Raw genomic sequence first — 21,609 nt, 5'->3', positions numbered from 1 at the left:
CGAGGTCATGTCATGAACAACGCGCTTCCCACGGCCGCACAGATTCAGCAAGACTGGAGCAACAATCCGCGATGGAACGGTGTCACGCGCAACTACCGCGCCGAAGATGTCGTGCGCCTGCGCGGCACGGTGCAGATCGAACACTCGCTGGCCCGATTGGGTGCGGACAAGCTCTGGGCTTCGCTGCAACGCGAGGACTTCGTCAATGCGCTGGGTGCCCTCACCGGCAATCAGGCGTTGCAGCAGGTCAAGGCCGGCCTCAAGGCAATCTATCTGTCTGGCTGGCAGGTCGCCGCCGACGCCAACCTCGCCGGCCAGATGTATCCGGATCAGTCACTGTATCCGGCCGATTCGGTGCCCGCGGTGGTGCGCCGGATCAACAATACCCTGCTGCGCGCCGACCAGATTGCCCACGCCGAAGGTGACGACGGCGTCGACTATCTGCAGCCAATCGTCGCCGATGCGGAAGCCGGCTTCGGCGGAGTGCTCAATGCCTTCGAGTTGATGAAGGCGATGATCGAGGCAGGCGCAGCGGGCGTGCATTTCGAGGACCAGCTTGCGAGCGTGAAGAAGTGCGGTCACATGGGGGGCAAGGTACTGGTGCCCACGCGCGAGGCCGTCGAAAAGCTCAACGCCGCCCGTCTGGCAGCCGACGTGCTCGGCGTGCCGACCTTGCTGGTCGCGCGCACCGACGCCGAAGCCGCCGACCTGGTCACCAGCGATGTCGATCCGAATGACCGCCCCTTCACCACCGGCGAGCGTACCGTCGAGGGCTTTTTCCGCACCCGCAAGGGCCTCGACCAGGCCGTCTCGCGCGGCCTCGCGTATGCGCCCTATGCCGATCTGGTCTGGTGCGAAACCGGCAAGCCCGATCTTGCCTTCGCACGCGCCTTCGCCGAGGCCATCCATGCCCGATACCCAGGCAAGTTGCTCGCCTACAACTGCTCGCCGAGTTTCAACTGGAAGAAAAACCTCGACGACGCAACCATCGCCAGATTCCAGCGCGAACTGGCGGCGATGGGCTACAAATTCCAGTTCATCACGCTGGCAGGCTTCCACGCGCTCAACTACGGCATGTTCAATCTCGCTCATGGTTACGCTCGTCGCCAGATGAGCGCCTTCGTTGAACTGCAGGAGGCCGAGTTCGCCGCCGCCGATCGCGGCTTCACCGCGGTCAAGCATCAGCGCGAAGTCGGCACCGGCTACTTCGACGCCGTGACCCAGGCGATAGGCCAAGGGCAATCCTCGACGCTGGCCCTCAAGGGTTCGACCGAAGAGGAACAGTTCCACGCCACAAAGACCCTCGCCGCGGCCTGATCCCGTGCCGCAGACCGGCGCTTGGGCGCCCGTCTGCGGTCGTCGCTGCCAGCGCCTGCGCCGAAGGCATCAGCGCAGGCCATCAATCCGTCAGTGCGGGATGCACTCGGTGCGCCCATGCGCACGGCCGTTGCATGGCCGTGCCGCAGCGCCGCCCGCGCCGGCAAATGTGGTGTCGCTTGTGACACTGGATCGGGCTTGCCCTAGGATGCAGGGTGACATCAGCAGGGGAAGGTCGTGTCCGTGATCGAAAGTGCCGTCGCCACGCCGGTGCGGCGGCTGCCACGCCAGTTGTCCGAGGCCGAGGCCGACTTGTTTGCCCGGCACGGCAGCAGCCGCGACATCCGGCCGGGTGACGTGATCTTCCGTCGCGGCGAGCTTGGCCGGGCGATGTTCGTGATCGAATCGGGCGAGGTTCGTCTGGAATTCGGTGACGGCCTGCCCGACAAGATCATCGGGCCGCGCGAATTCTTCGGTGAACTCGTGCTGTTCATCGGCAGCCATACGCGGGTCGCCAATGCCGTGGCAATCGGCTCGGTGGCACTGCGCATCGTCGACCGCGGTGCTTTCGATGCGCTGGTTGCCAGCGATCCGACCCTGCTCGCGCAATTCATGCGCCGCTCGTTTTCCTATCTGGTCGCCAGCGAACAGCAATTGATCCAGAGCCTGAAACGGCGCAACGAAGACCTGATGGTCACGCTCGACACCCTGCAACACGCACGCACCCAACTGTCGGTTGCGCAGCAGTTGGTGCGTACCGATGAACTCACCGGCCTGTGCAACCGCCGCGGCCTGTACCGCTTCCTCGATCAACTCGAACAACAGCGCATTGCCGGCAGCATGCTCGCCTTGCTGCTGATTGACATCGACCGCTTCAAGCAAATCAACGACCGCCACGGACATCTCATGGGCGACCAGGTGCTTGGCGCGATCGCCGCCGAAGTTCAGGGCGCCGCCGCAGTTGCCGACTTGCCGTGCCGACTCGGAGGGGACGAATTCGCCCTGCTGATGCAAGTGAGCGGACAGGATGAGCTGATCGCACGGGCCAGCCAGATCGTGCATGCGGTGCGATCGCTGCGCCTGAGTGGCGGTGGCGATGAGCTGACAATCTCGGTGAGTGTCGGCGGCGCGCTGTGTGATCCGCGAGGCGGATGGGCGAACTGGTACAGCGAAGCCGACGCAGCGCTGTATCAAGCCAAGGGTCGCGGCGGGGATGGATGCTGCATGGCGGCCGAGAACGCCGGCCGCGCCGACGACTAGGCACCCGTTCAGGCGCACGCGGCCGGCCCGGCCCGCGTCCCGCCGCGCTGGCAACCGGGGCGAAGGCGTTGCACAATCGGCGACGAATCGCGTTGGAGACCACCCGGGCCATGACGGCACTTGGCGAGACGACCCCGCTCGCGCCCACGCCTACGGCGTTGCTGCGCACGCTGGTGCTGTGTGATCTCGCCGATTCGACGGCACTGATCGAGCGTCTGGGTGACCGCGCTGCAGCCGCGCTGATTCGCAGCCATGACCGCCTGGCACGCGATCTGGTGGCGACCCACGGCGGACGCGAAATCGACAAGACCGATGGCTTTCTGCTGGTGTTCGAGCGGCCGATTCAGGCGGTCGCCTTCGCGCTCGACTACCAACGCCAGCTCGCCGAGCTGTCTGCGCGGGAGCAACTGCCGCTGAGCGCGCGCGTGGGGATCCATGTCGGCGACGTCGTGGTCTGGGACAACGAAAGTGGCGATGTCGATCGCGGCGCCAAGCGCACCGAACTGGAGGGTATGGCCAAGCCGGTGACCGCGCGGCTTGCCCAGCTCGCCTTGCCCGGGCAAGTGCTGCTCTCGGGTACGGTCTACGACATCGCCCGCCGCGCCCAAGGTGAATTGGGCAGCAAGCTCGACAAGGTGCGTTGGCTTGCGCATGGACGCTACGCCTTCAAGGGGGTGCCCGATCCGGTGCCGGTATTCGAGATCGGCGAAGAAGGCATCGCCCCGCTCAAGCCGCCACCGTGGTCAAGCAAGGCCCATCGAGAGATACCGTTCTGGCGGCGACCCACCGTGCTGGGCACCGAAGTGCTGTTGCTGCTGGCGGTGATTCTCGTGCCGGTGTTTTACCTGCTGCGACCGCAGCCCGCGATCGCGTTCGCGAACCGCGACTGGGTGGTGGTCGGCGACCTGCACAACCTCACCGGCGAAACCAAGTTCGACGACTCCCTGCAAGCCGCGTTTCGGATCGCGCTGGAGCAGTCGCGCTACGTCAACGTGATCCCCGATCTGAAGACGCGCGAGACGCTCAAGCTCATGCAGCGCGATCCGGAGACCACTGCGGTCGACCGCAGTGTGGGATCGGAAATCGCCCTGCGGGATGGCGCGCGGGCCTTGATCCTGCCGAGCATCGCCGAGATCGGCGGGCGCGTGCGAGTGACGGCCGAGGTGGTCGATCCCAAGACCCAGGCGACCGTGTTTGCCGAGTCAGCCGATGGCCTCGGCGAAGCATCGGTGCTTCCCTCGCTCGACCGGGTCAACCAGAAACTGCGCATCCGCCTCGGTGAAGCGCTGGCGGCAGTGTCGGAAAACTCCCGACCCCTCGACCGCGCGACCACCGCCAACCTCGATGCCCTGCGGGCGTTTTCGCTGGGTCGGCGAGCCTACTACGCCTACAACCTCAAGGAAGCGCTCGCCCTCGAACAGCAGGCGCTGGCGCTCGATCCCGATTTCGCACTGGCCCGCACCACGATCGCGGCGATTTACTACAACGTCGGCAATTTCGAACTCGCGCAACGTGAAATCGAGCGTGCGGCGGCGACCCGAGAGCGCTTGTCCGCACGCGACGCCCTGTTCGTCGACGCGTGGAAAGCACAGTTCGGCCCACCGTTGCCGGCAATCGAGAAATGGCGTGCGCTGGCCAGAATCTATCCCGATTTCTCGATCGCCAGCGGTTCGGTCGGCTACTACTCCTGGCAACAGAACCTGTTTGCCGATGCCAAACAGGCGATGTCCGCTTCGATCACCCCGGGGACGCCGCATCAGGGCTGGATCGAAAGCATGCTCGGCATCCTCGAGCTGGGTAGCGAACATTACGATGCCGCCGAGAAGCATCTGGAGTCGGCGCGGCGAATGGGACTGGACGCGGTGGAAAACCGTTTTGCCGCCTATGCCGCGCGACGCCAGTTCGACAAGATAGACCTAAATCGGCTCAAGCAGGATCCGAAGGACCTGCGCGGTCAGGATGCCACCACCCAGAATGCACGCCTTGCGCTGACCCTGGATCAGGGCAAGTGGGCCGACGTCTGGCCGCTGCTGGCAGAGCAGAAAGCAGCCGTGCCCACTGCCCAGGTTCGTACTGCGCGCAAGCTCGAAACGATCGAGCTGGGCCTGCGTTCATTGCTCTCGGCAAGCGGCGCTGGCGACATGGCTGCCTTGCGCGGCTTCATCCGCACTGTCGAGGCGGGCTTCGACAAGGAGACGCCGATCGATCGTTCCGACGCGGCGTTCCAGTTGATGTTTGCCGCCTATCTGGCCGCCCATGCCGGGGATACCCACCTCGCGGAAGAGACGCTCAGGAAACTCGGTCCGACCTGGGCATCGCCCGACTATCCCGTGCTCAGCCGCCTGCATGTGGCAGCCAAAGCCGAATTGGCACGGCGTTCGGGCAAGCCGGACGATGCGCTGCATCTGCTGCGCGCCCAGCCGATCGACGACAGCGCGCTTTGCCTGAACCATGTGGTGTTGATGGATGCACTCGCCGACAGCGGCGATGCCAAGGCCGCGCGCGCGCAGGCGCAATGGTTGGCCAGCCATCGTGGACGCGCCTATGCCGAATTCAATGGCGATTGGATGCTGCGACCCTACAACGTCGCCCAGTCGACACTGGCGCTGTTGCGCAGCGCCGAGCTCGCGGCCGGCAGCGGAGACTTGGCTGCGGCGCGCAGCGATCTGGAGTCCTTCACGAGCGCCTGGCCGCAAACCTCGACCGAATCGGGCCTGGCCAAGCGCATCGCCGCACTCCGCGCGCGCCTGAAATCAGCCACACCCTGACCGGCGGGATCGAAGCAGCTGGGCAAAGCCGGCCTTGCCCAGCCGGCGCCCACTGGCGTTCAGCGCGGACTGCCGATCCGCAGCGCCGGTACGAGGAAGGACGAATATGCCTGCGCGGTGGCTTCGTCGAGGTTCGCGTTGGCCTTCTGGAAAACGTCTTTGCTGCCGAGCTTGCATGCCTGCAGGCACTGGGCATCGAGGCCGTCGATCACGCTGCCATCAACGCCCAGCTCCGCGAGTGCCTTGGCGGGATTGGCTTCGAAACGGCTGCGATAGGCATCGTCCGTGGCCAGCCGATGCACCAGCTGGCGGGTTTGTTCTGTCGTCAATGTGGCCTTGGCCATGCGGGTTCCCCTGATCATGATCGGACCATTGTCTTGAACGGTCGCACGCGCTGGGTCCGAGACGCATGCCTTCCGCGATCTTAGCAGGCTACTGGAAAACCCTTTTCAGCAGCCAGCTCGCGCAGCGCAGGAATGCATTGCACGCGCATCGGTCATGCAGGTGATTGATTCGTCGAACTGAAGAAATCCACGATGGACTTTCTCGGCACCCTGTCAGGGCAAGGCGGACCCGCGTGGACAATCGCCACGTCGATTGCCCGCCTGCCCACGCTGCAATGACTGGGCTACGCTGCGACCATTCCAAAGGAGACCGATCATGCTGGTACGCCGCTGCGCCATCGTCATGCTGGAGCCGCGCGAACACGCCGTGTTCGACCTTGCCTTGCTGGTGGCTGGTGGCAGCGGCTTGCGCAGCGGCCGCGCCTGGTTCGCGCTGGCGCCGCATCTGGATCAGGAATGCGAACTTGACGAAGACCACGTGCGCGTCCTCGGCGAACTGTCGCCAACGAACTGGGTGGAGTTGGACGAGCTTGCAACGCAGCATCCATGCACGGTGCTCGCCGGTTTGCTCGAGCGACGGTTGCTGATCGAGCAGGGCAGCACGGCCGACGCCGACGACCAGGGTGTGCGTGCGACGCATTGGCGGCCTGCAGCCGCGGTGATGCATGCGATGTCGAGGTGGCAGGGTGTTGATTCGAAACAGCTTGCGCGTGAGTTCGCCGCACATGCCAACCAGCCGATCCTCGCCTATCTGGGCGCGCCACCCACGCCGGTACGCGAGCATTTGCCCGAACCCGAGCAACGGCTCCTGCCGGTGCCACCGTCGACGCCATTCGACCAACTGCTGCTGCGCCGCGTGACCTGCCGCAACTACGACACCACGCGCGAGCTGCCCCTGCTCGACTTTGCCGCCGTGCTCCATCGCAGCTTCGCCGCACGCGCCGTGGTGGAGACCGCGCCGGGCGTGCACATTCTCAAGAAGGGCGTGCCCTCGGCCGGCGGCCTGCATCCGACCGAGGCGTATCTGCTGGTGCAGCGGGTCGAAGGGGTGGCGCCGGGCCTCTACCACTACCAGGCGGTCAGGCACGCGCTCGAACCCATGCGCCTGCTCGAGGGCGACGCTGCGGCCGCGCTGGCGCGCACCTTCGTCGCCGGTCAGGACTATTTCGCCCATGCGCATGTGCTGGTGATCGCGGTCAGCCGTTTCGAGCGCAACTTCTGGAAGTACCGCAACCACGCCAAGGCCTATCGTGCGCTCACACTCGATGTAGGCTACCTGTCGCACACGATCTATCTGGCCTCGACCGAACTGGGCCTGGCGGCTTTCATCACCGCGGCGATCAACGAAGTCGACATCGAACGCGCCTTCGGGCTCGATCCGCGCCATGAGGGACCGCTTGCGGTGTGCGGTTTCGGCCTGCGCGCGGCGCAGCGCGAGGAGATCGAGTTCGATCCGCTCGGCGTGGTCTGGGGTGCTGCGGAGTGCTGACGCTGCGGGCGGGGAAGGCAGCTCACCGGCATCGGAACGGGAGAGGGAGAGAACTCCGGAGCCGCTGGGGAGGGTGCTTCCGAAGTGGACGTTCCGATGCCGGCGTTGCCCCGGGCCCAGGATGGGGTTGGGCGGGGAAGAGCTGACTGCATGAGCAAAGCAAGAAGCGGGCCAGCGGTGCTCCGGACGTGGCGCCAATCAAAAAGCGTGATGCAGCGCACACAACGCCCCAGGCGTGCATGACGGAGCCCGAATGCGGCCCGCCGACAATGCGCGTAACCGACACGCAGTGTCACAAGCAGACGGACGTCTAAACGTCTCTCGCATGCGCGAGATCGTGATCGCGTAGGCCGAAAGTCATGGCTTTTGCCTGTCGCGGTCGACCGCGGCAATCAGCGGTTTCACGACTTGCCGTCGCGCGCCATCAGGATCGACAGGCAGAAGTGGAATCCCACGCCGAGCGCAACGGTGAGGCCGATCGCGCGCAGCACCGGCAGCGAGGACAGTGCCTGCAGACCAAACACCAGCAGCGCAGCGGCGACGCATACCAGCGTGGCATGCAGGGTGCGTTGCGCCGCGGCGGCATCGTGACAGCGATGTTCGAAAAACAGCGCGTAATGCAGGCCGAGCCCGGCCGCGAGCGTGACCGCGACCAAGTGGAACAACGACAACGAAATGCCGCAGCCGCGCTCCACCACCACCACCAGCAAGGTCGCCAGCGACATTGGCGCAAGCACGCGCCAGGCGCGGCGAAAGCTCCGCAACGCGACGCCGACCGTGATCACGAGCAAGAGCAAAGCCACACCGAGTGCACGCAGGATGCGCGTGCGATAGTCCGCCACCAATGACTCGGAGGCGGACTTGAGATCGAGCAGGCGCAGCGCGCCGCCGCTGGCCTGGGCGAAGGAATCCAGTGCGCGGTCATCGTGCACACCCGAAAGCGTCGCCAGACCGAGCGTTTCGCCGTTGCGCTCGACCAGCATCGAAGCCAGCCGCGCGCCAAACGGCGCCTTGGCGAATTCCATGGGCGTCAGTGGCGTGAGCCCGCGCGCGGTTTCGACATCGTCGAGAAACGGTGCGAACAGACCGGCTCGGAACGGCAAGTCATCGCTGGCACGAGCCAGTGCCTCGGCCAACCTTGCCCGATCAGGCAATTTCGCCTGGCGGGATTTCTGCGTTGCGATGCTCGGCAAATAGCGGCTCGGCAATTCGACCGCATCGAGCGCGCCGCGGTCGACGAGCGCGGCCAGACCCGGCTCGACGCGCTCGGACAGGGCGAGCACGCCTTCGGCATCCGCGCCATGCAGCACCAGCAGATAGCGCACGTCGGGCGCGCCCAGTTCCGCGCGCAACGCCGCGTCGCGCTGCAGCAGTGCGCGCGGCACCGGTGTCAGTGCGGCCAGATCGTTCTGCCACATCGGGCCCGGCGCGAGATGCAGCACGACGGCGGAAACCACGAGCAGCAGCCACGGCAGCCAGCGCAGCCGCGGCACGCGATCGAGCCAGGTGGTTGCCGCCAGCAGCCAGCCCGAGCCGGCGACATCGTGAACGCGCAGCGGCAACACCCGCGGCAACAGATGGCGCGTGGACAAACCCGCCGCGAGCAAACCGGCAATCGTGAACACGCCAAGCTGCTGCAGCCCGGGCACGCCCGAGGCGAGAAAAGCCAGATAGGCGATCGCAGCCGAGACGATCGCGGTTGCAAGCAGCGGCCACAACAGCCGCACGCTGGTGAGCGCATCCTCGCCCGCCCGCCGATGGCTGAGCACGCGCAGCGGATATTCCTGCGCTACGCCGAGCAAGGTGAAACCGAACGCGAGCGTGATTCCGTGCGCCTGCCCGAACATGAGGGCGAGCGCGAGGACGCCGAACACCGCGCCGCTCAGTACGGGCAAGGCGCCCAGCAGCAGCGCGGACACGCTGCGATAGGCAAGCAGCAGCAACAGCAGAAAACCGAGCGTGCTCGCCGCGCCGATGCGATCGGCTTCAGCCTGGGTCTGGGCCTGTATCTGCGCACTGAACCAACCCGGCCCGCTGATTTCCAGTTGTGCCTGGCCGCGTTCGGGCAGAGCGGCGAAGGCGGATTGCAGGCTGGCAATGGCTGCGTGCTGCGCAACGGGATCGAAACCCGCGGCGCGCGTCTGCGCCAGCAACAGCGCACGGCCGTCGCGGGAGAACCACACGCCATCACGGCTTTGCGGCGCCTTCGGCGGCGACCAGCGCTGCGCGAGCGCAAGGACTTCAAGAGTCGGATCGCGCGCGAGCAACGGTTTGAGCAGACTCGCCGCGGGCGAGGCGAGATCGGCTACGCGTTGTTGCAGTTGATCGGCGAGAAAGGTTGCGTCGAGCGCATGCGTGTCGAGCGTCGGCGACAGCAACCAGCGATAAGGCAACCAGTGCGGATCGAGCGTGGCGGGATCAAAGCTGCCGTTGTAGACCTGTTCGAACTGCGCATCCGTGTGCAGCAGCTCGACCAAGCCGCGCGAAAGTTGCGCCAAGCTGGCTTCGTCGGCGCCGGAAATGGCGAGCATGAGCAAGCGAGAGCCGGGACCGTCGCCGATCTGCTCCATCAGCAATTGCTGGTCGGGTGTCTGCGCAGGCGGCATGAAACTGCGCAGATCGCCACTGATGTGCAGGCCGCGCCAGGCCAGCGCCCCGAGCAAGCCAAGTACGAGCAGCCATACCGCCACCAACGCCGGTTTGCGCAGCTCAATGCCCATGGGGTTGCCGCCGGGTTGCACGAGGCTTCATCGCTGGCCTGGCCGAATCTTCACTTGAGCGCGATGCCGCGGCATAGCCCATCGACCTGGATCGCGGACACGCGTGCCGGCACCGGGCTGCTCGCCAGCGGCCCCACCAGCAGGAAGCCGACATCGCCATCGGCATCCTCGGTACGAAAACACCACGGCTCCGTGCCGCTGCCGTCGACGCGCAGCGAAACCACTCGTCGCGCGAGCCGGGCTTCGCGCGGCTTGAGCACGAGTTGCCAGCGCCCCGGGTTGCCACTGGCGGCGAGGCTGAAGTCGCGCGCGAGCGTGGCCGGGTCGCCGCCAAGCAGGGCCGAAAAACCACGCAGGAAACCCTCGAGTTCGGGAACCTGCGCCAGCGGCAGGGTGCGCGCGGGTTTGTCACCACGCTGCAGGCTCGCGGTACCGCCATCGACCGCGGTGTATTCGTGCCAGGGCGCATCCACCCGCTTCGCCAGCCGACCCGGGCCGAGATACTCCATTTCGCCGCGCAGGATCAGCGGTCGCTCAAGCATGCCCGAGAAGCGCACTTCGACATAGGCGGTACGCGCCGGCGCTTCGCGCCTGAGCGTGGCAACCAACCGCGCCGCGTCGAGTGGTGCTTCAGGCGGCGTCGCGCGCGTCACTGCCGGCGAGTTGCCCGGCAGGCTCATGCCGATCGACGCCACCACCTTGAGGATTCCAGAAATCATGCCAGTTGAACCAGTTGCAGGGATCGAGTCGGACGTGGTGTTCGAGGCGGGTGGCGTAGGCCTGGGCAAGTGCCCGCACCGCGCCATCGCGCTCGCTGCGGGCGCGCGGCAGCGCATCGGCGAGCGGTTCGAAATACAGATCGTAGCGGTTGCCGCCGCGATACAGGCCCAGGCACAACACCACCGGCACGTCGAGGATGCCACCCAGCGCGAACGGCGCGATCGGCAGCAGCGCCTGCGCACCGAAAAAGTCGACCGCCACCGTGCGTTCGGCGTCGCGCACGCGGTCGGCGAGCAAGGTCACCAGCGCGCCTTCGGCGAGCGCTTCGGACATCGCCAGCACGATTTCGCTGCCAGGCCGCGAAGCATCGATCACGCCCAGGCCGATCTCCGGATTGAGCGCATGCAGCAACCGGGTCAGCGCCGGCGTCTTCTGCGTATCGAGCACCACCCGCAGTTTGACTTCGGGGTGGCCGAGCGTGGCTGCGCGCAACACCTCGAAACTGCCCACGTGCGCACCCAGCAGCAGCACGCCGCGACCCGGCTGCATGCGCGCGATCAGCTCGTCGAGCCCATGCATCCGCACATCGAAACGTGCCTTGCTTTCGGCCAGCAGGAACACACGGTCGAGCAGGGTCGCGGCAAAGCGGTGGATGTGGCGCAGAACCTTGCCGACACCCGGGCGTCGGCCGTCGATGCGCTCGAAGAACGCGTAGGAAACGCGACGTTCGTAAGGGCGGCGGAAATAGAAGTAGATCGTGATCGGATACAGACACAAACGCGCCACGCCGCGCCCGCATCGCAACCCGATCCTGCTGATCAACCAGATCGCGAAACGGCCACCACCTTCCTTGCGCTCGCGCCAATGCTCGCTCATGTCATTTCGCCCTCGCCGCGCAGGATCGTCTGGCCATCGCGCTTCACCGCAAAGCGCGCGCGCATCCCCTCACGCTCGATCTGCAGCTCGAGCACCTGCTCTGGCAAGGCCGGAGACAGGAACTTGAGCATTGCGATCCGGCGCAACTGCCCCAGTCCTGCCAATTCCGCGAGAGCGGCGATGCGGTCGAGCAGCACCACACCGGGGATCACGGGCCGGCCGGGGAAGTGACCGGCCAAGGCAGGATGATCGGCCTCGATGCGCATGACGGTGCTGGCGCTTCGCGGCTCGTTCATGGACCCGCCACATGCCGTGGGTCGGACAGACTGCGCAGCAGCGCCGGCCAGCGGTGCACCACTGCGAGCAGGAACTTGACCAAGCCCATATGCTCGAGGTGACGCAGCTGCCAGCGACGCCAACCGTACTCGAACAGCATGAAACCGGCCACCAGGCCATAGCTGCCGGCATGCAGATAGGCGAGCCAGAACGTCGCGGTGAGACGTGGCCCGCCCATGCCCAGCACATGCAGCAGGCCATGCGGCATGAACGCCACGATCAAGCCGAGCACAAGCGCCTGCAGACCGAGCACCAAAGCCCATGCCCGGGTCAGTCCGCGTGCATAGCGGGCCACGGCCGGATCGCGCAGCCGCTCGCGACCCTCGAGGATTGCGATGAAGCGTGCGATCAGCGGCTCGTGGCCTTGTCGCAGCGTGCGTGCAAACAGCACGCACAAACCCAGGTTGACCAGCACCGGCACCAGATCCATCAGCAACCAGCCGGCGCCGATGCGCATCAGCCACGCGAGCAGTGCGCCGATCACGAACAAACCGAGCCAGGCGAGGCAACGGCCGCGACGCAAGGCCGGCACCAGCAGGGCAACGATCAGGCCGTAGACCGCAGCGACCGCAAGCAAGGCGTGACCGCTCGCCAGCGCGCAGGCACCCAAGCCGAGGTAGAGCGCGACCGCGAGCAGCAGCACGCGCGAGCGGCGGACCACGGGATCGGGGAGGGTCGCTTCGGGCGGGCTCGCGGTGGGCATCACCGGCGTCTGGGCCTCAGCTGGCCGCGCGATGTGTCTCGATGTGCGCAGACAAAGCGCGCAAGCTGCCGAAGATCTGCCGGTTGTCGGGGTTGTCCGAACGCAACTGGAAGCCATAGCGCTTGGAAATCGCCAACGCCAGCTCAAGGGCGTCGATCGAATCCAGACCGAGCTCACCGGCACCGAACAATGGCGCATCAGGCGCGATGGCATCGGCCTTGATCCAATCGATGTTGAGGCTGTCGACAATCAGTTGCGCGAGTTCGGATTCGGCGGGCGACTGTGCGCCGGGACTGCTGCTGGTAGCCGTTTGCATCGGAGGAAAGGACGGTTTCGCCGCGGTTGCTGGGTACGCCAGTGTATCATTGGCGGCTGTTTTCCCGCCGTCCGCCCTGCCTCGATGCTCGAAACGATGCGCCCTTGCGTTGCCAGTCTGCCGCCGTTGGACGTGCGCTACGAGCCGGTGACTGCTGCCGTGCCGGGCGACGACGTGCTCGCGGTGATCGGCTACGGCGCTGCCTTCGAGTCGGGCACGGATCCGCGCGTGCTGCGCGTAGCGCTCGAGCCGATGTCGCAGCCCTGCGTGGAGGTCTGGCGCAGCACGGCGCGCGTCGAGCATGGCCGCGATGGCGCGCTGTGCTGGAGCAACGATGGCGACTACGGCTTCTTCGCGATCGAAATCGACGAGGTCGATGATGATATCGGCGCGGCAGCGCAGGCGGCCTACCGGCAGCTGCTCGTACATGTCGAGGCGAGCACGACGCCGCACATCCTGCGCCTGTGGAACTTCATCGACGCGATCAACGAAGGCGACGGCGACGACGAGCGTTACCGCCGTTTCTGCGAAGGCCGGGCGCGCGGCATGGCGCAGTTCCATGACGCCTGCTATCCCGCTGCGACCGCGATCGGTGGCCACGATGGCCGCCGGCGCCTGCTCGTGTATGGCTTGTCCGCGCGCGAGGCCGGAACACCGATCGAGAATCCGCGTCAGGTCAGCGCCTGGCGCTATCCGCGCCAGTACGGTCGCACCGCGCCGACCTTTGCGCGGGCGATGTCCACGCCGGCCGGCCAGCTGCTGATTTCGGGCACGGCTGCCGTGGTCGGTCATGCCTCGCAGCATGATCAGGACCTGCGCGCGCAAATCAGCGAAACCCTGGCCAACCTCGACAGCCTCGTCGCTGCCGCGCAGGGGCGATTTGGCGAGCGTGCCGTGCTCAAGGCCTATGTGCGCGACGCCGCCGATGCGCAAGGTGTGAGGCAGGCCATCGCGACCCACGCCGCGCAGCTGGGCGAGGTGCTGCTGCTGCGCGGCGACATCTGCCGGCGCGAGCTTTTGGTCGAGATCGACGGCATGCAGGACTTGCCGGTCTGAGATGGACGCGCGGCGGGCCTTTTTGCGCTCCGTCATCGCAATCGGCCTGTCTGCCTTGAGTGCGTGTTCGGCTGGCGATCAGACCGAGCCGCTGCGCGTGCCGCAGGCTGCGACCGGTGCATTCAACGCGCAGGGTCTGCCGCTGCTGCGCAATCCACTGCCCGACGATGAGCCGACGCGCGCAGCCGGAGCGCAGGTGTATGCGAGCTATTCCTGCGCGGCCTGTCATGGCGACGGGCTCGAAGGCGGCCTCGGTCCCGCGCTGGTCAACACGACCTGGATCTACGGCAACGATGACACCACGTTGTTCTTTCTCATCCGCGATGGCAGCAAGGCGCTGCGTGCACACGGCTACCGGCGCCTAGGACATGAGCCGCAGCAAGGCGAGATGCCGCCGTTCGCGAGCCTGTTGCGCGAGCAGCAGATCTGGGAATTCATCGTCTACATGCGTGCGCAGGCAAGAACCGCGGATTGAGGATCGTGACGCCAAAGCGTTAAGGTGATCGTTCCCAAGAACGGAGCGCCGACCATGAAAACCCGTGCCGCCGTCGCGTTTGCCGCCGGCCAACCCTTGTCGATCGAGGAAGTCGATCTGGAAGGCCCGCGCGCGGGCGAAGTGCTGGTGCGCATCGTCGCCACCGGCGTGTGCCACACCGATGCGTTCACGCTCTCGGGCGCCGATCCGGAAGGTGCGTTCCCGGCCATCCTCGGCCACGAGGGCGGCGGCATCGTCGAGGAGATCGGCGCGGGCGTGAGCAGTGTCAAGGTCGGCGACCACGTGATTCCGCTGTACACGCCCGAGTGCGGCGTGTGCAAGTTCTGCCGCTCGGGCAAGACCAACCTGTGCCAGGCGATCCGCGCGACCCAGGGCAAGGGTCTGATGCCCGATGGCACTTCGCGCTTCTCGCTCAAGGGCAAACCGATCCTGCACTACATGGGCACAAGCACCTTCTCGCAGTACACCGTGCTGCCCGAGATCGCGGTGGCGAAGGTCAATCCAGCCGCGCCACTCGACAAGGTCTGCCTGCTCGGTTGCGGCATCACCACCGGCATCGGCGCAGTGCTCAACACCGCCAAGGTCACGCCCGGCGCGAGCGTGGCGGTGTTCGGTCTGGGTGGCATCGGCATGTCGGTAATCCAGGGCGCGGTGATGGCCCAGGCGCAGCGCATCCTCGCGATCGACACCAACCCCGACAAGTTCGTGATGGCCAAGGCGCTGGGCGCGACCGATTTCATCAATCCAAGGGACTACGATCGGCCGATTCAGGAAGTCATCGTCGAACTCACCGATGGCGGCGTCGACTATTCGTTCGAATGCATCGGCAACGTGCACGTCATGCGTTCGGCGCTGGAGTGCTGCCACAAGGGTTGGGGCGAGTCGACCATCATCGGCGTCGCCGGCGCCGGCCAGGAAATCTCCACGCGACCGTTCCAGCTCGTGACCGGCCGCGTCTGGCGCGGCTCGGCCTTCGGCGGCGTCAAGGGACGCTCGCAGTTGCCCGGCTATGTCGACAAATACCTCGCCGGCGAACTGCACATCGACGAATACATTTCCGCACGGCTGCCGCTGGAGCGCATCAATGAGGCCTTCGAGCTCATGCATGCGGGCAAGGGCATCCGCACCGTGATCGACTTTTGATGCAATTCGCCCTGCCCTGATGCGCAGGCCCGCGCCGTTCAGTCCGGCTGGTCGGGTGTCGTACTGACCGGACCGACATCGACATGGCCGCGCGGGGGCTGCTTGAACGGCTGGTCCTGCCAACGCCAGTAGTCTTCCGGCTTCCAGTAACGAGGCGCGTAATACAGCGAGCCGTCGATCGGTGGTCCCATGGTGCCGTCCGGGTTCACCGCCATGACGGAAAGTGTGCCGACCCGACCGGTCCGACTGCCCGTGACATCCAGCCGCCGCCGGCGCAATTCACGCTCCAGGCGTGGTTTGGCGACCGCGTCCGCGAACTGCGCGAAGACCGGTTCACCGGCAGCCTGCACCGCGCCGCGCTGCTGCGCCGACAGTTCCTTCCACATGCGTTCGCGCGTGGCGATGAAGTCCGGGTACGCGCGTTCGGCGGCCAGATCCGCCCACACGTAGGCAGCGATGCGATCGGCCGCGCCACCTTCGCCGTTCCACAACATCTGCGCCAGCAGCGCCTGCGATGGTTTGTCGGCAAAGCCTGCGGCGCGACGGAAGTCGGTGCGCGCGGCGACGAAGTGGCCGCTGGTGTACTCGAAGATGCCGCGCTCGCGCCAGAACAGGTCGGGATGGGCAGCGATGAATGAAGCGTTGCGCACGATCGACGGGTCATCGCTCCGCGCCGATGCGAGACCGAAAGCGCCGGACAGGACCGTGGCCGCGATCAGCAGGAAACGATGATCTCGCATGGCAAGTTCTCCATCGACATCAGAGCCATCCCGACCTCAAGCCTTGCGCAGGAAACAGGTCTTGAGCACGAGGCCCTTGATCTTGTCGGAGTTGCCTTCGATGTGTTCGGCGTCATCCTCGACCAGACGGATGTTCCTGATCGGCGTGCCTTGCTTGAGCGGGATCGACGAGCCCTTGACCTTGAGGTCCTTGATCACCACCACGCTGTCGCCGTCGGCGAGCAGGTTGCCGTTGCAGTCGCGCACGACCAGCGCCGACTCGCTCACGCCTGGCGCGGCCGGCGACCACTCATGGCCGCAGTCGGCGCAGATCAGCAGCTCGCCGTCCGGATACGTGTTCTCCATGCGGCAGTGCGGGCAGGGTGGAAGCATCGACATTCTTGGATCCCGGACGAAACAGATCGCCCATTGTATTCGGCGGGGCCGGTGCGACGATGATCGGGCCACCCTGTCGGCCATCTGCGATCCGTGTCACGCTGCACGCACTCTGGCCAAGCCTATGCTTCACCTCGGCGCCATCAACGGAGATCGACCATGCGCAAAGCCCTGTGGTTTGGACTGGTCTGTGCCCTGAGCGGCGGCGCCAGCGCCGCCGAGGTCACGATCAAGAACGACTCGCTGACCGATTTCGGCAGCGCCTCGATTGTCTGGGGTTTCGTTGCCGGTGAAATGGCGGCATCGTGGCTGACCAGTCCCTGCGACGGCAACCTCGTTGCGGTGCAGATCTTCTGGCGCTCGCCATCGGGCACCTCGGCGGCGACGATCGCCAACGCGATCCACATCTACCGCAGCGGAACCTTCCCCGAGCCGGGCGAATTGGCACAGGACATCGGCGGCCCGGTGCTCAACGACAATGCGCTCAACGAATGGCGCTTTCTCGACGAGAACAACACCCTGCCGTTGAGCGTTCCGGTCACGGCCAATGAAACCCTGGTCGTCGCGCTGGAGTTCGCGCAGGCACCACAGGCCAATTCCGATCCGAGCGTGGTACGCGATACCGATGGCAACACCAACGGTCGCAATGCGATCTATGCCAATATCAACGGCAATTTCGTATGGTTCAACAGTTCGGCCTTCGGCGTGGCAGGTGACTGGGTCATCCGCGGCGTGGTGAACTGCCAGGCCGGCTCGAACAATGCCAACGTCGGTGTAACGATGAACGCCGACCAGAGCGCCTACACAGCCGGCTCGCCACTGCAGTACACGATCGTGGTTGCCAATGCCGGGCCGGCTGCGGCCAATGGCGTGACCCTCGTCGATACCTTCCCCTCGGCGTTCCAGTCGCCGACCTGGACCTGCCAGGCCAGTCCCGGCGCGACCTGCCCCGCGGGCGGCAACGGCAACATCATCGGTGCGGCGAACCTGCCCGCGAGCGGCCAGATCAGCTTCACCGTCAACGGCACGGTGGCCAGCGGCACCACCGGCACGCTCGGCAATTCGATGACCGCGGTGGTCAATGCGCCTGCGGTCGATCCCGACACTTCGAACAACACGGCGACGCTGAACCTCGAAGCGGCGAGCAGCGATCTCATCTTCAAGAACGGTTTCGATTCCGCGACGCTGCGCATGGTCCCGCAGCCTGCGCGCGCGCTGGGTCGGCGCTGAGGCCTGCGCGGAATCACGAAACCTATCGCCGTACGCGGCGCGCGTGCGGCGATCGTTTCGCGGGCATCCGCAGGCCGTGTTCAGCGGTTAGGATCGACGCCTTACCCGCAGCCTTGAACCGAACCCGATGTGCGATGCCACGCTGGCCACGAGCCGCCGCCGCATGACCGCGACCGCGCGGCTCGCCTCGGTCGATGCGCTGCGCGGCTGCACGGTCGCGGCGATGCTGCTGGTGAATGATCCGGGCAGTTGGGACGCCGTCTACGCGCCGCTCGAACATGCGACCTGGCATGGCTGCACGCCGACCGATCTGGTCTTCCCGTTCTTCCTCTTCATCGTAGGTGTGTCGAGCGCGCTCGCCTTCGGCCCGCGGCTGGACCGGCAGGCGGCGCGCACGCCGATGCTGCAGGCGGCGCTGTGGCGCGCGGCGCGCATCATTGCGCTCGGGCTCGCGATCAATCTTCTGGCGTGGTGGCTGTTGCCCAATGCACATCTGCGTCTGCCCGGTGTGCTCCAGCGCATCGGTCTGTGTTTTGCGGCGGTGGCGGCGATTGCGCTGTACCTGCGGCCGCGCGCGCAGTGGCTCGTGCTCATCGCCCTGCTCGTCGGCTATGGCCTGTTGCTGCAGTGGGGTGGCACGCTCGCACCGTTCGACAACGTGGCCAGCCGCTTCGATCACGTCGTGTTCGGCTCGACCGTGTACCAGATCGATGCCGCTACGGGCCGCGGCCACGATCCCGAGGGACTACTCTCGACCTTGCCTGCGCTCGCGACCACCCTGCTCGGCCTGCTCGCCGGGCATTGGCTGCGCGTGCGCAACTTGCGTGCGATCGGCCTCCTTGGCATCGCGGCGTTCGCGCTCGGATTCGTCTGGTCATTCTGGCAACCGTTCAACAAGAATCTGTGGACGTCCTCGTTTGCACTGTGGACCGCGGGTTGGGCGAGTCTGGCCCTGCTCGCGTTTCATTGGGCGATCGATGTGCGCGGCTGGCCTGCCTGGGGCCGACGTTTCGGTGTGAACGCGATCGCCGCCTATGCCGGATCGGAACTCATGCAGATCCTGTTGCCGGCTTTCGGTTGGCAAGTGCCGCTCTATCACTTCCTGCTCGCCGATTGGCTCACACCGCTCGCAGGCGCGCACCTCGCCTCGCTGACCTGGGCGATCGCCTTCGTGTTCCTGTGGTGGCTGATCGCGTCGGCGCTGGACCGACGCGGCGTATTCATTCGCATCTGAAGCGGAGCCTGCGCCGGTGCAGGGATTCAAGCGCGCACGCTGACGCGGCATGCGCCTTGCGGGCGCGGCTACACTGTGCGGCTGCTCGCGGTCCGGACCGGGCAGGCGCGCTCCCTCATCCAACCATTCAACAGCGCAAGGAAACCCGCAACACATGCTTTCGATCGAACAGCGCATCGCCCAGGACATCGCCGCGCAACCGGCACAGGTACACGCCGCCGTCGAATTGCTCGATGGTGGCGCCACCGTGCCCTTCATCGCCCGCTATCGCAAGGAAGTCACCGGCGGTCTCGATGACAACCAGTTGCGCCTGCTCGAAGAGCGACTCGGCTACCTGCGCGAGCTCGAGGACCGCCGCGCGGCGATCCTCGCCAGCATCGAGGAGCAGGGCAAGCTCGACGAGGCGCTGCGCGGCCGCATCCTCGAAGCCGACACCAAGGCGCGCCTCGAAGATCTCTACTTGCCCTACAAGCCCAAGCGGCGCACCAAGGCGCAGATCGCGCGCGAAGCCGGGCTCGAACCGCTCGCGCTTGCGCTTCGTGACGATCCGTCGATCGCGCCCGAGGAGCGCGCGACCGCCTTCGTCGATGCCGACAAGGGGGTCGCCGACGTCAAGGCCGCACTCGACGGCGCACGCCAGATCCTCATCGAGTCGATCAGCGAAGATGCCGCTCTGGTTGATGGCCTGCGCGAATGGACGTGGAAACACGGCCAGATCCGCGCCCAGGTGATCGATGGCAAGCAGGAGGAAGGCGCGAAGTTCCGCGACTATTTCGATCACGCCGAGGCGATCGGCAAGATCCCTTCACATCGCCTGCTCGCATTGATGCGCGCGCGCAACGAAGGCGTGCTCGCGCTCGAACTCGAGCCCGGCAGCGATGCCGAACAGGCACATGCCGAGGCTATCGCTCGCGTGGCCGTGGCTGCCGGCATCGCCGCGCGTGGTCGCGCCGCCGATGCCTGGTTGATGGACACCTGCCGACTCGCCTGGCGCGTGAAGCTGCATCTCACGCTCACCCTCGACTTGTTCGGTCGCGCGCGCGAAGCGGCCGAAGCCGAAGCGATTCGCGTGTTCGGCGACAACCTCAAGGATCTGCTGCTGGCCGCGCCCGCAGGCGCGAAAACCGTGATGGGCCTGGACCCGGGCATCCGCACTGGCGTAAAGGTTGCGGTGGTCGATGCCACCGGCAAATTGCTGGCCACCAGCACCGTCTATCCGCACGAGCCGCGCCGGCAGTGGGATCAGTCACTCGCCGAACTCGGTGCGCTGTGCCTGCGCCACGGCGTCAACCTGATCGCGATCGGCAATGGCACGGCCTCGCGCGAAACCGACAAGCTCGCGGGTGAACTCATCAAGAAGCTCGGCGAGCGCGCGCAGATCGCCAAGCTCGTCGTCAGCGAGGCGGGTGCTTCGGTGTATTCCGCCTCGGAGCTCGCGGCGCGCGAATTCCCCGATCTCGACGTTTCCCTGCGCGGCGCGGTGTCGATCGCGCGGCGGCTGCAGGATCCGCTCGCCGAACTGGTCAAGATCGAGCCCAAGGCGATCGGCGTCGGCCAGTACCAGCACGACGTCAACCAGATCAAGCTCGCACGCGCACTCGATGCGCGCGTCGAGGACTGCGTGAACGCGGTCGGCGTCGATCTCAACACCGCTTCGGCGCCGCTGCTTGCGCGCGTGGCCGGCCTGAGTGCGACGCTCGCCGACAACATCGTGCGCCATCGCGATGAGCATGGCCCGTTCCGCAACCGCATCGCGCTCAAGAAAGTCGCGCGCCTGGGTGACAAGGCCTTCGAGCAGTGCGCGGGCTTCCTGCGCATCGCCAACGGCAGCGAACCGCTCGATGCGAGTGGCGTGCACCCGGAAGCCTATCCGCTGGTCGCACGCATGCTCGCAGCCTGCGGGCGGCAAGCGCGTGAGGTGATCGGTGACGGCTCGCTGTTGCGCAGCCTCGATCCCGCACGTTTCACCGACGAACGCTTCGGCCTGCCCACCGTGCGCGACATCCTGCGCGAGTTGGAGAAACCCGGCCGCGACCCGCGTCCGCAGTTCATCGCGCCGAGCTTTGCCGAGGGTGTCGAGGATCTCAAGGACCTGGTCGTCGGCATGGTGCTCGAAGGCCGTGTCACCAATGTCGCCGCGTTCGGCGCCTTCGTCGACATCGGTGTGCATCAGGATGGCCTCGTGCACGTCTCGGCGCTCTCGCACCAGTTCGTGCGCGATCCGCGCGAGGCGGTCAAGGCCGGCGACATCGTCAAGGTCAAGGTGATGGAAGTCGACCTGCAGCGTCAACGCATCGCCTTGAGCATGCGCCTCGACGATGTACCCGGCGAGGCGCGCAGTGCGCGCGATTCACGTGGCACACCAAGCACGCCGCCCGGCGCCGCACGCAACACCGCTCCGCGCAGGCCGTCGGCTGTGCCAGCGCCCGTCAACAACGCACTAGCCGACGCCTTCGCCCGCGCGCGCGGACGCTGAGTGTCATCGC

The 21,609-nt window shown here is 66.3% G+C and carries 19 protein-coding genes; 10 read left to right on the top strand and 9 right to left on the bottom strand.

All coding sequences use genetic code 11. From position 1 onward, the window contains the following. Positions 1 to 12 precede the first annotated feature (12 nt). The 3 genes from aceA to KF759_RS01155 all read left to right on the top strand — a co-directional run bounded on the left by aceA (position 13) and on the right by KF759_RS01155 (position 5,345). Positions 13 to 1,317 (top strand): isocitrate lyase, encoded by a 1,305-nt coding sequence (aceA, locus tag KF759_RS01165; RefSeq protein ID WP_291222400.1) that lies wholly within the window; start codon positions 13 to 15, stop codon positions 1,315 to 1,317. Between the two features lie 237 nt (positions 1,318 to 1,554). Further along, entirely contained in the window at positions 1,555 to 2,577 is a 1,023-nt protein-coding gene (locus KF759_RS01160; protein ID WP_291222398.1) for a diguanylate cyclase, read from the top strand. Between the two features lie 110 nt (positions 2,578 to 2,687). Further along, complete coding sequence (locus tag KF759_RS01155) at positions 2,688 to 5,345, top strand: putative peptide modification system cyclase (RefSeq protein WP_291222397.1); 2,658 nt, start codon at positions 2,688 to 2,690, stop codon at positions 5,343 to 5,345. Between the two features lie 59 nt (positions 5,346 to 5,404). Here the strand turns inward: KF759_RS01155 and KF759_RS01150 are convergent, their stop codons facing one another. Continuing rightward, the gene (locus tag KF759_RS01150; protein ID WP_291222395.1) at positions 5,405 to 5,707 is read right to left on the bottom strand and encodes an NHLP-related RiPP peptide; all 303 of its coding nucleotides are present in this window, start codon (positions 5,705 to 5,707) and stop codon (positions 5,405 to 5,407) included. A 298-nt stretch (positions 5,708 to 6,005) separates the two neighbouring features. On the opposite strand from KF759_RS01150, the gene KF759_RS01145 reads away from it, so the two are divergent. Beyond that, on the top strand, positions 6,006 to 7,178 hold the full coding sequence (locus tag KF759_RS01145) for a putative peptide maturation dehydrogenase (protein WP_291222393.1): 1,173 nt from the start codon (positions 6,006 to 6,008) through the stop codon (positions 7,176 to 7,178). Positions 7,179 to 7,579: 401 nt separating this feature from the next. On the opposite strand, the gene KF759_RS01140 is transcribed toward KF759_RS01145, so the two are convergent. From KF759_RS01140 to KF759_RS01115, 6 genes are read right to left on the bottom strand one after another with little or no spacing between them, the layout of a single operon-like run. Further along, a complete protein-coding gene (locus KF759_RS01140) occupies positions 7,580 to 9,898 on the bottom strand; it encodes an MMPL family transporter (protein ID WP_291222391.1) in 2,319 nt (772 codons plus the stop codon). Positions 9,899 to 9,948: 50 nt separating this feature from the next. Beyond that, complete coding sequence (locus KF759_RS01135) at positions 9,949 to 10,617, bottom strand: LolA-related protein (protein ID WP_291222390.1); 669 nt, start codon at positions 10,615 to 10,617, stop codon at positions 9,949 to 9,951. Then, on the bottom strand, positions 10,529 to 11,494 hold the full coding sequence (locus KF759_RS01130; protein ID WP_291222388.1) for an acyltransferase: 966 nt from the start codon (positions 11,492 to 11,494) through the stop codon (positions 10,529 to 10,531). Before KF759_RS01130 ends, KF759_RS01135 begins: the two co-directional genes overlap by 89 nt. Beyond that, entirely contained in the window at positions 11,491 to 11,760 is a 270-nt protein-coding gene (locus KF759_RS01125; RefSeq protein WP_291222386.1) for a hydroxymyristoyl-ACP dehydratase, read from the bottom strand. Before KF759_RS01125 ends, KF759_RS01130 begins: the two co-directional genes overlap by 4 nt. A gap of 26 nt (positions 11,761 to 11,786) precedes the next feature. Beyond that, a complete protein-coding gene (locus KF759_RS01120) occupies positions 11,787 to 12,533 on the bottom strand; it encodes a xanthomonadin biosynthesis protein (RefSeq protein WP_291222385.1) in 747 nt (248 codons plus the stop codon). Positions 12,534 to 12,549: 16 nt separating this feature from the next. Beyond that, positions 12,550 to 12,849: a phosphopantetheine-binding protein gene (locus KF759_RS01115; RefSeq protein ID WP_291222383.1), complete on the bottom strand. Its 300-nt coding sequence runs from the start codon at positions 12,847 to 12,849 to the stop codon at positions 12,550 to 12,552. 96 nt (positions 12,850 to 12,945) lie between these two features. Here KF759_RS01115 and KF759_RS01110 point away from each other — a divergent pair, with 96 nt between their 5' ends. Genes KF759_RS01110 through KF759_RS01100 form a run of 3 tightly spaced genes read left to right on the top strand, consistent with a single transcriptional unit; the run spans position 12,946 to position 15,544 of the window. Continuing rightward, positions 12,946 to 13,905: a pteridine-dependent deoxygenase gene (locus KF759_RS01110; protein ID WP_291222381.1), complete on the top strand. Its 960-nt coding sequence runs from the start codon at positions 12,946 to 12,948 to the stop codon at positions 13,903 to 13,905. Between the two features lie 22 nt (positions 13,906 to 13,927). After that, positions 13,928 to 14,380 carry a c-type cytochrome gene (locus KF759_RS01105; protein WP_291222380.1) on the top strand — a complete coding sequence of 151 codons (453 nt, stop codon included), beginning with the start codon at positions 13,928 to 13,930 and terminating at the stop codon, positions 14,378 to 14,380. Positions 14,381 to 14,434: 54 nt separating this feature from the next. After that, positions 14,435 to 15,544: an S-(hydroxymethyl)glutathione dehydrogenase/class III alcohol dehydrogenase gene (locus KF759_RS01100; protein WP_291222379.1), complete on the top strand. Its 1,110-nt coding sequence runs from the start codon at positions 14,435 to 14,437 to the stop codon at positions 15,542 to 15,544. 38 nt (positions 15,545 to 15,582) lie between these two features. On the opposite strand, the gene KF759_RS01095 is transcribed toward KF759_RS01100, so the two are convergent. Continuing rightward, positions 15,583 to 16,284, bottom strand: a complete 702-nt coding sequence (locus tag KF759_RS01095; RefSeq protein ID WP_291222378.1) for a hypothetical protein — start codon at positions 16,282 to 16,284, stop codon at positions 15,583 to 15,585. A 36-nt stretch (positions 16,285 to 16,320) separates the two neighbouring features. Then, entirely contained in the window at positions 16,321 to 16,662 is a 342-nt protein-coding gene (locus tag KF759_RS01090) for a zinc ribbon domain-containing protein YjdM (protein WP_291222377.1), read from the bottom strand. A 156-nt stretch (positions 16,663 to 16,818) separates the two neighbouring features. Here KF759_RS01090 and KF759_RS01085 point away from each other — a divergent pair, with 156 nt between their 5' ends. From KF759_RS01085 to KF759_RS01075, 3 genes are all read left to right on the top strand, one after another. Further along, positions 16,819 to 17,889 (top strand): hypothetical protein, encoded by a 1,071-nt coding sequence (locus tag KF759_RS01085; protein ID WP_291222376.1) that lies wholly within the window; start codon positions 16,819 to 16,821, stop codon positions 17,887 to 17,889. A 163-nt stretch (positions 17,890 to 18,052) separates the two neighbouring features. After that, positions 18,053 to 19,123 (top strand): heparan-alpha-glucosaminide N-acetyltransferase domain-containing protein, encoded by a 1,071-nt coding sequence (locus tag KF759_RS01080; RefSeq protein WP_291222375.1) that lies wholly within the window; start codon positions 18,053 to 18,055, stop codon positions 19,121 to 19,123. Positions 19,124 to 19,277: 154 nt separating this feature from the next. After that, positions 19,278 to 21,599: a Tex family protein gene (locus KF759_RS01075; protein ID WP_291222374.1), complete on the top strand. Its 2,322-nt coding sequence runs from the start codon at positions 19,278 to 19,280 to the stop codon at positions 21,597 to 21,599. Positions 21,600 to 21,609: the final 10 nt, after the last annotated feature.

It is taken from the genome of Dokdonella sp., from assembly GCF_019634815.1.
Classification (GTDB): Bacteria; Pseudomonadota; Gammaproteobacteria; order Xanthomonadales; family Rhodanobacteraceae; genus Dokdonella_A.
This window is presented reverse-complemented; position numbering and strand designations above follow the sequence as displayed.

Excerpts from the sequence above, each read along its gene's own strand:
- KF759_RS01150 (WP_291222395.1), bottom strand. The coding sequence starts at position 5,707 with ATGATCAGGGGAACCCGCATGGCCAAGGCCACATTGACGACAGAACAA.
- KF759_RS01125 (WP_291222386.1), bottom strand. The coding sequence starts at position 11,760 with ATGCGCATCGAGGCCGATCATCCTGCCTTGGCCGGTCACTTCCCCGGC.
- KF759_RS01155 (WP_291222397.1), top strand. The coding sequence starts at position 2,688 with ATGACGGCACTTGGCGAGACGACCCCGCTCGCGCCCACGCCTACGGCG.
- KF759_RS01100 (WP_291222379.1), top strand. The coding sequence starts at position 14,435 with ATGAAAACCCGTGCCGCCGTCGCGTTTGCCGCCGGCCAACCCTTGTCG.
- KF759_RS01080 (WP_291222375.1), top strand. The coding sequence starts at position 18,053 with ATGACCGCGACCGCGCGGCTCGCCTCGGTCGATGCGCTGCGCGGCTGC.
- KF759_RS01140 (WP_291222391.1), bottom strand. The coding sequence starts at position 9,898 with ATGGGCATTGAGCTGCGCAAACCGGCGTTGGTGGCGGTATGGCTGCTC.
- KF759_RS01085 (WP_291222376.1), top strand. The coding sequence starts at position 16,819 with ATGCGCAAAGCCCTGTGGTTTGGACTGGTCTGTGCCCTGAGCGGCGGC.
- KF759_RS01090 (WP_291222377.1), bottom strand. The coding sequence starts at position 16,662 with ATGTCGATGCTTCCACCCTGCCCGCACTGCCGCATGGAGAACACGTAT.
- KF759_RS01115 (WP_291222383.1), bottom strand. The coding sequence starts at position 12,849 with ATGCAAACGGCTACCAGCAGCAGTCCCGGCGCACAGTCGCCCGCCGAA.
- KF759_RS01095 (WP_291222378.1), bottom strand. The coding sequence starts at position 16,284 with ATGCGAGATCATCGTTTCCTGCTGATCGCGGCCACGGTCCTGTCCGGC.
- KF759_RS01075 (WP_291222374.1), top strand. The coding sequence starts at position 19,278 with ATGCTTTCGATCGAACAGCGCATCGCCCAGGACATCGCCGCGCAACCG.
- KF759_RS01130 (WP_291222388.1), bottom strand. The coding sequence starts at position 11,494 with ATGAGCGAGCATTGGCGCGAGCGCAAGGAAGGTGGTGGCCGTTTCGCG.
- aceA (WP_291222400.1), top strand. The coding sequence starts at position 13 with ATGAACAACGCGCTTCCCACGGCCGCACAGATTCAGCAAGACTGGAGC.
- KF759_RS01135 (WP_291222390.1), bottom strand. The coding sequence starts at position 10,617 with ATGATTTCTGGAATCCTCAAGGTGGTGGCGTCGATCGGCATGAGCCTG.
- KF759_RS01110 (WP_291222381.1), top strand. The coding sequence starts at position 12,946 with ATGCGCCCTTGCGTTGCCAGTCTGCCGCCGTTGGACGTGCGCTACGAG.
- KF759_RS01120 (WP_291222385.1), bottom strand. The coding sequence starts at position 12,533 with ATGCCCACCGCGAGCCCGCCCGAAGCGACCCTCCCCGATCCCGTGGTC.
- KF759_RS01145 (WP_291222393.1), top strand. The coding sequence starts at position 6,006 with ATGCTGGTACGCCGCTGCGCCATCGTCATGCTGGAGCCGCGCGAACAC.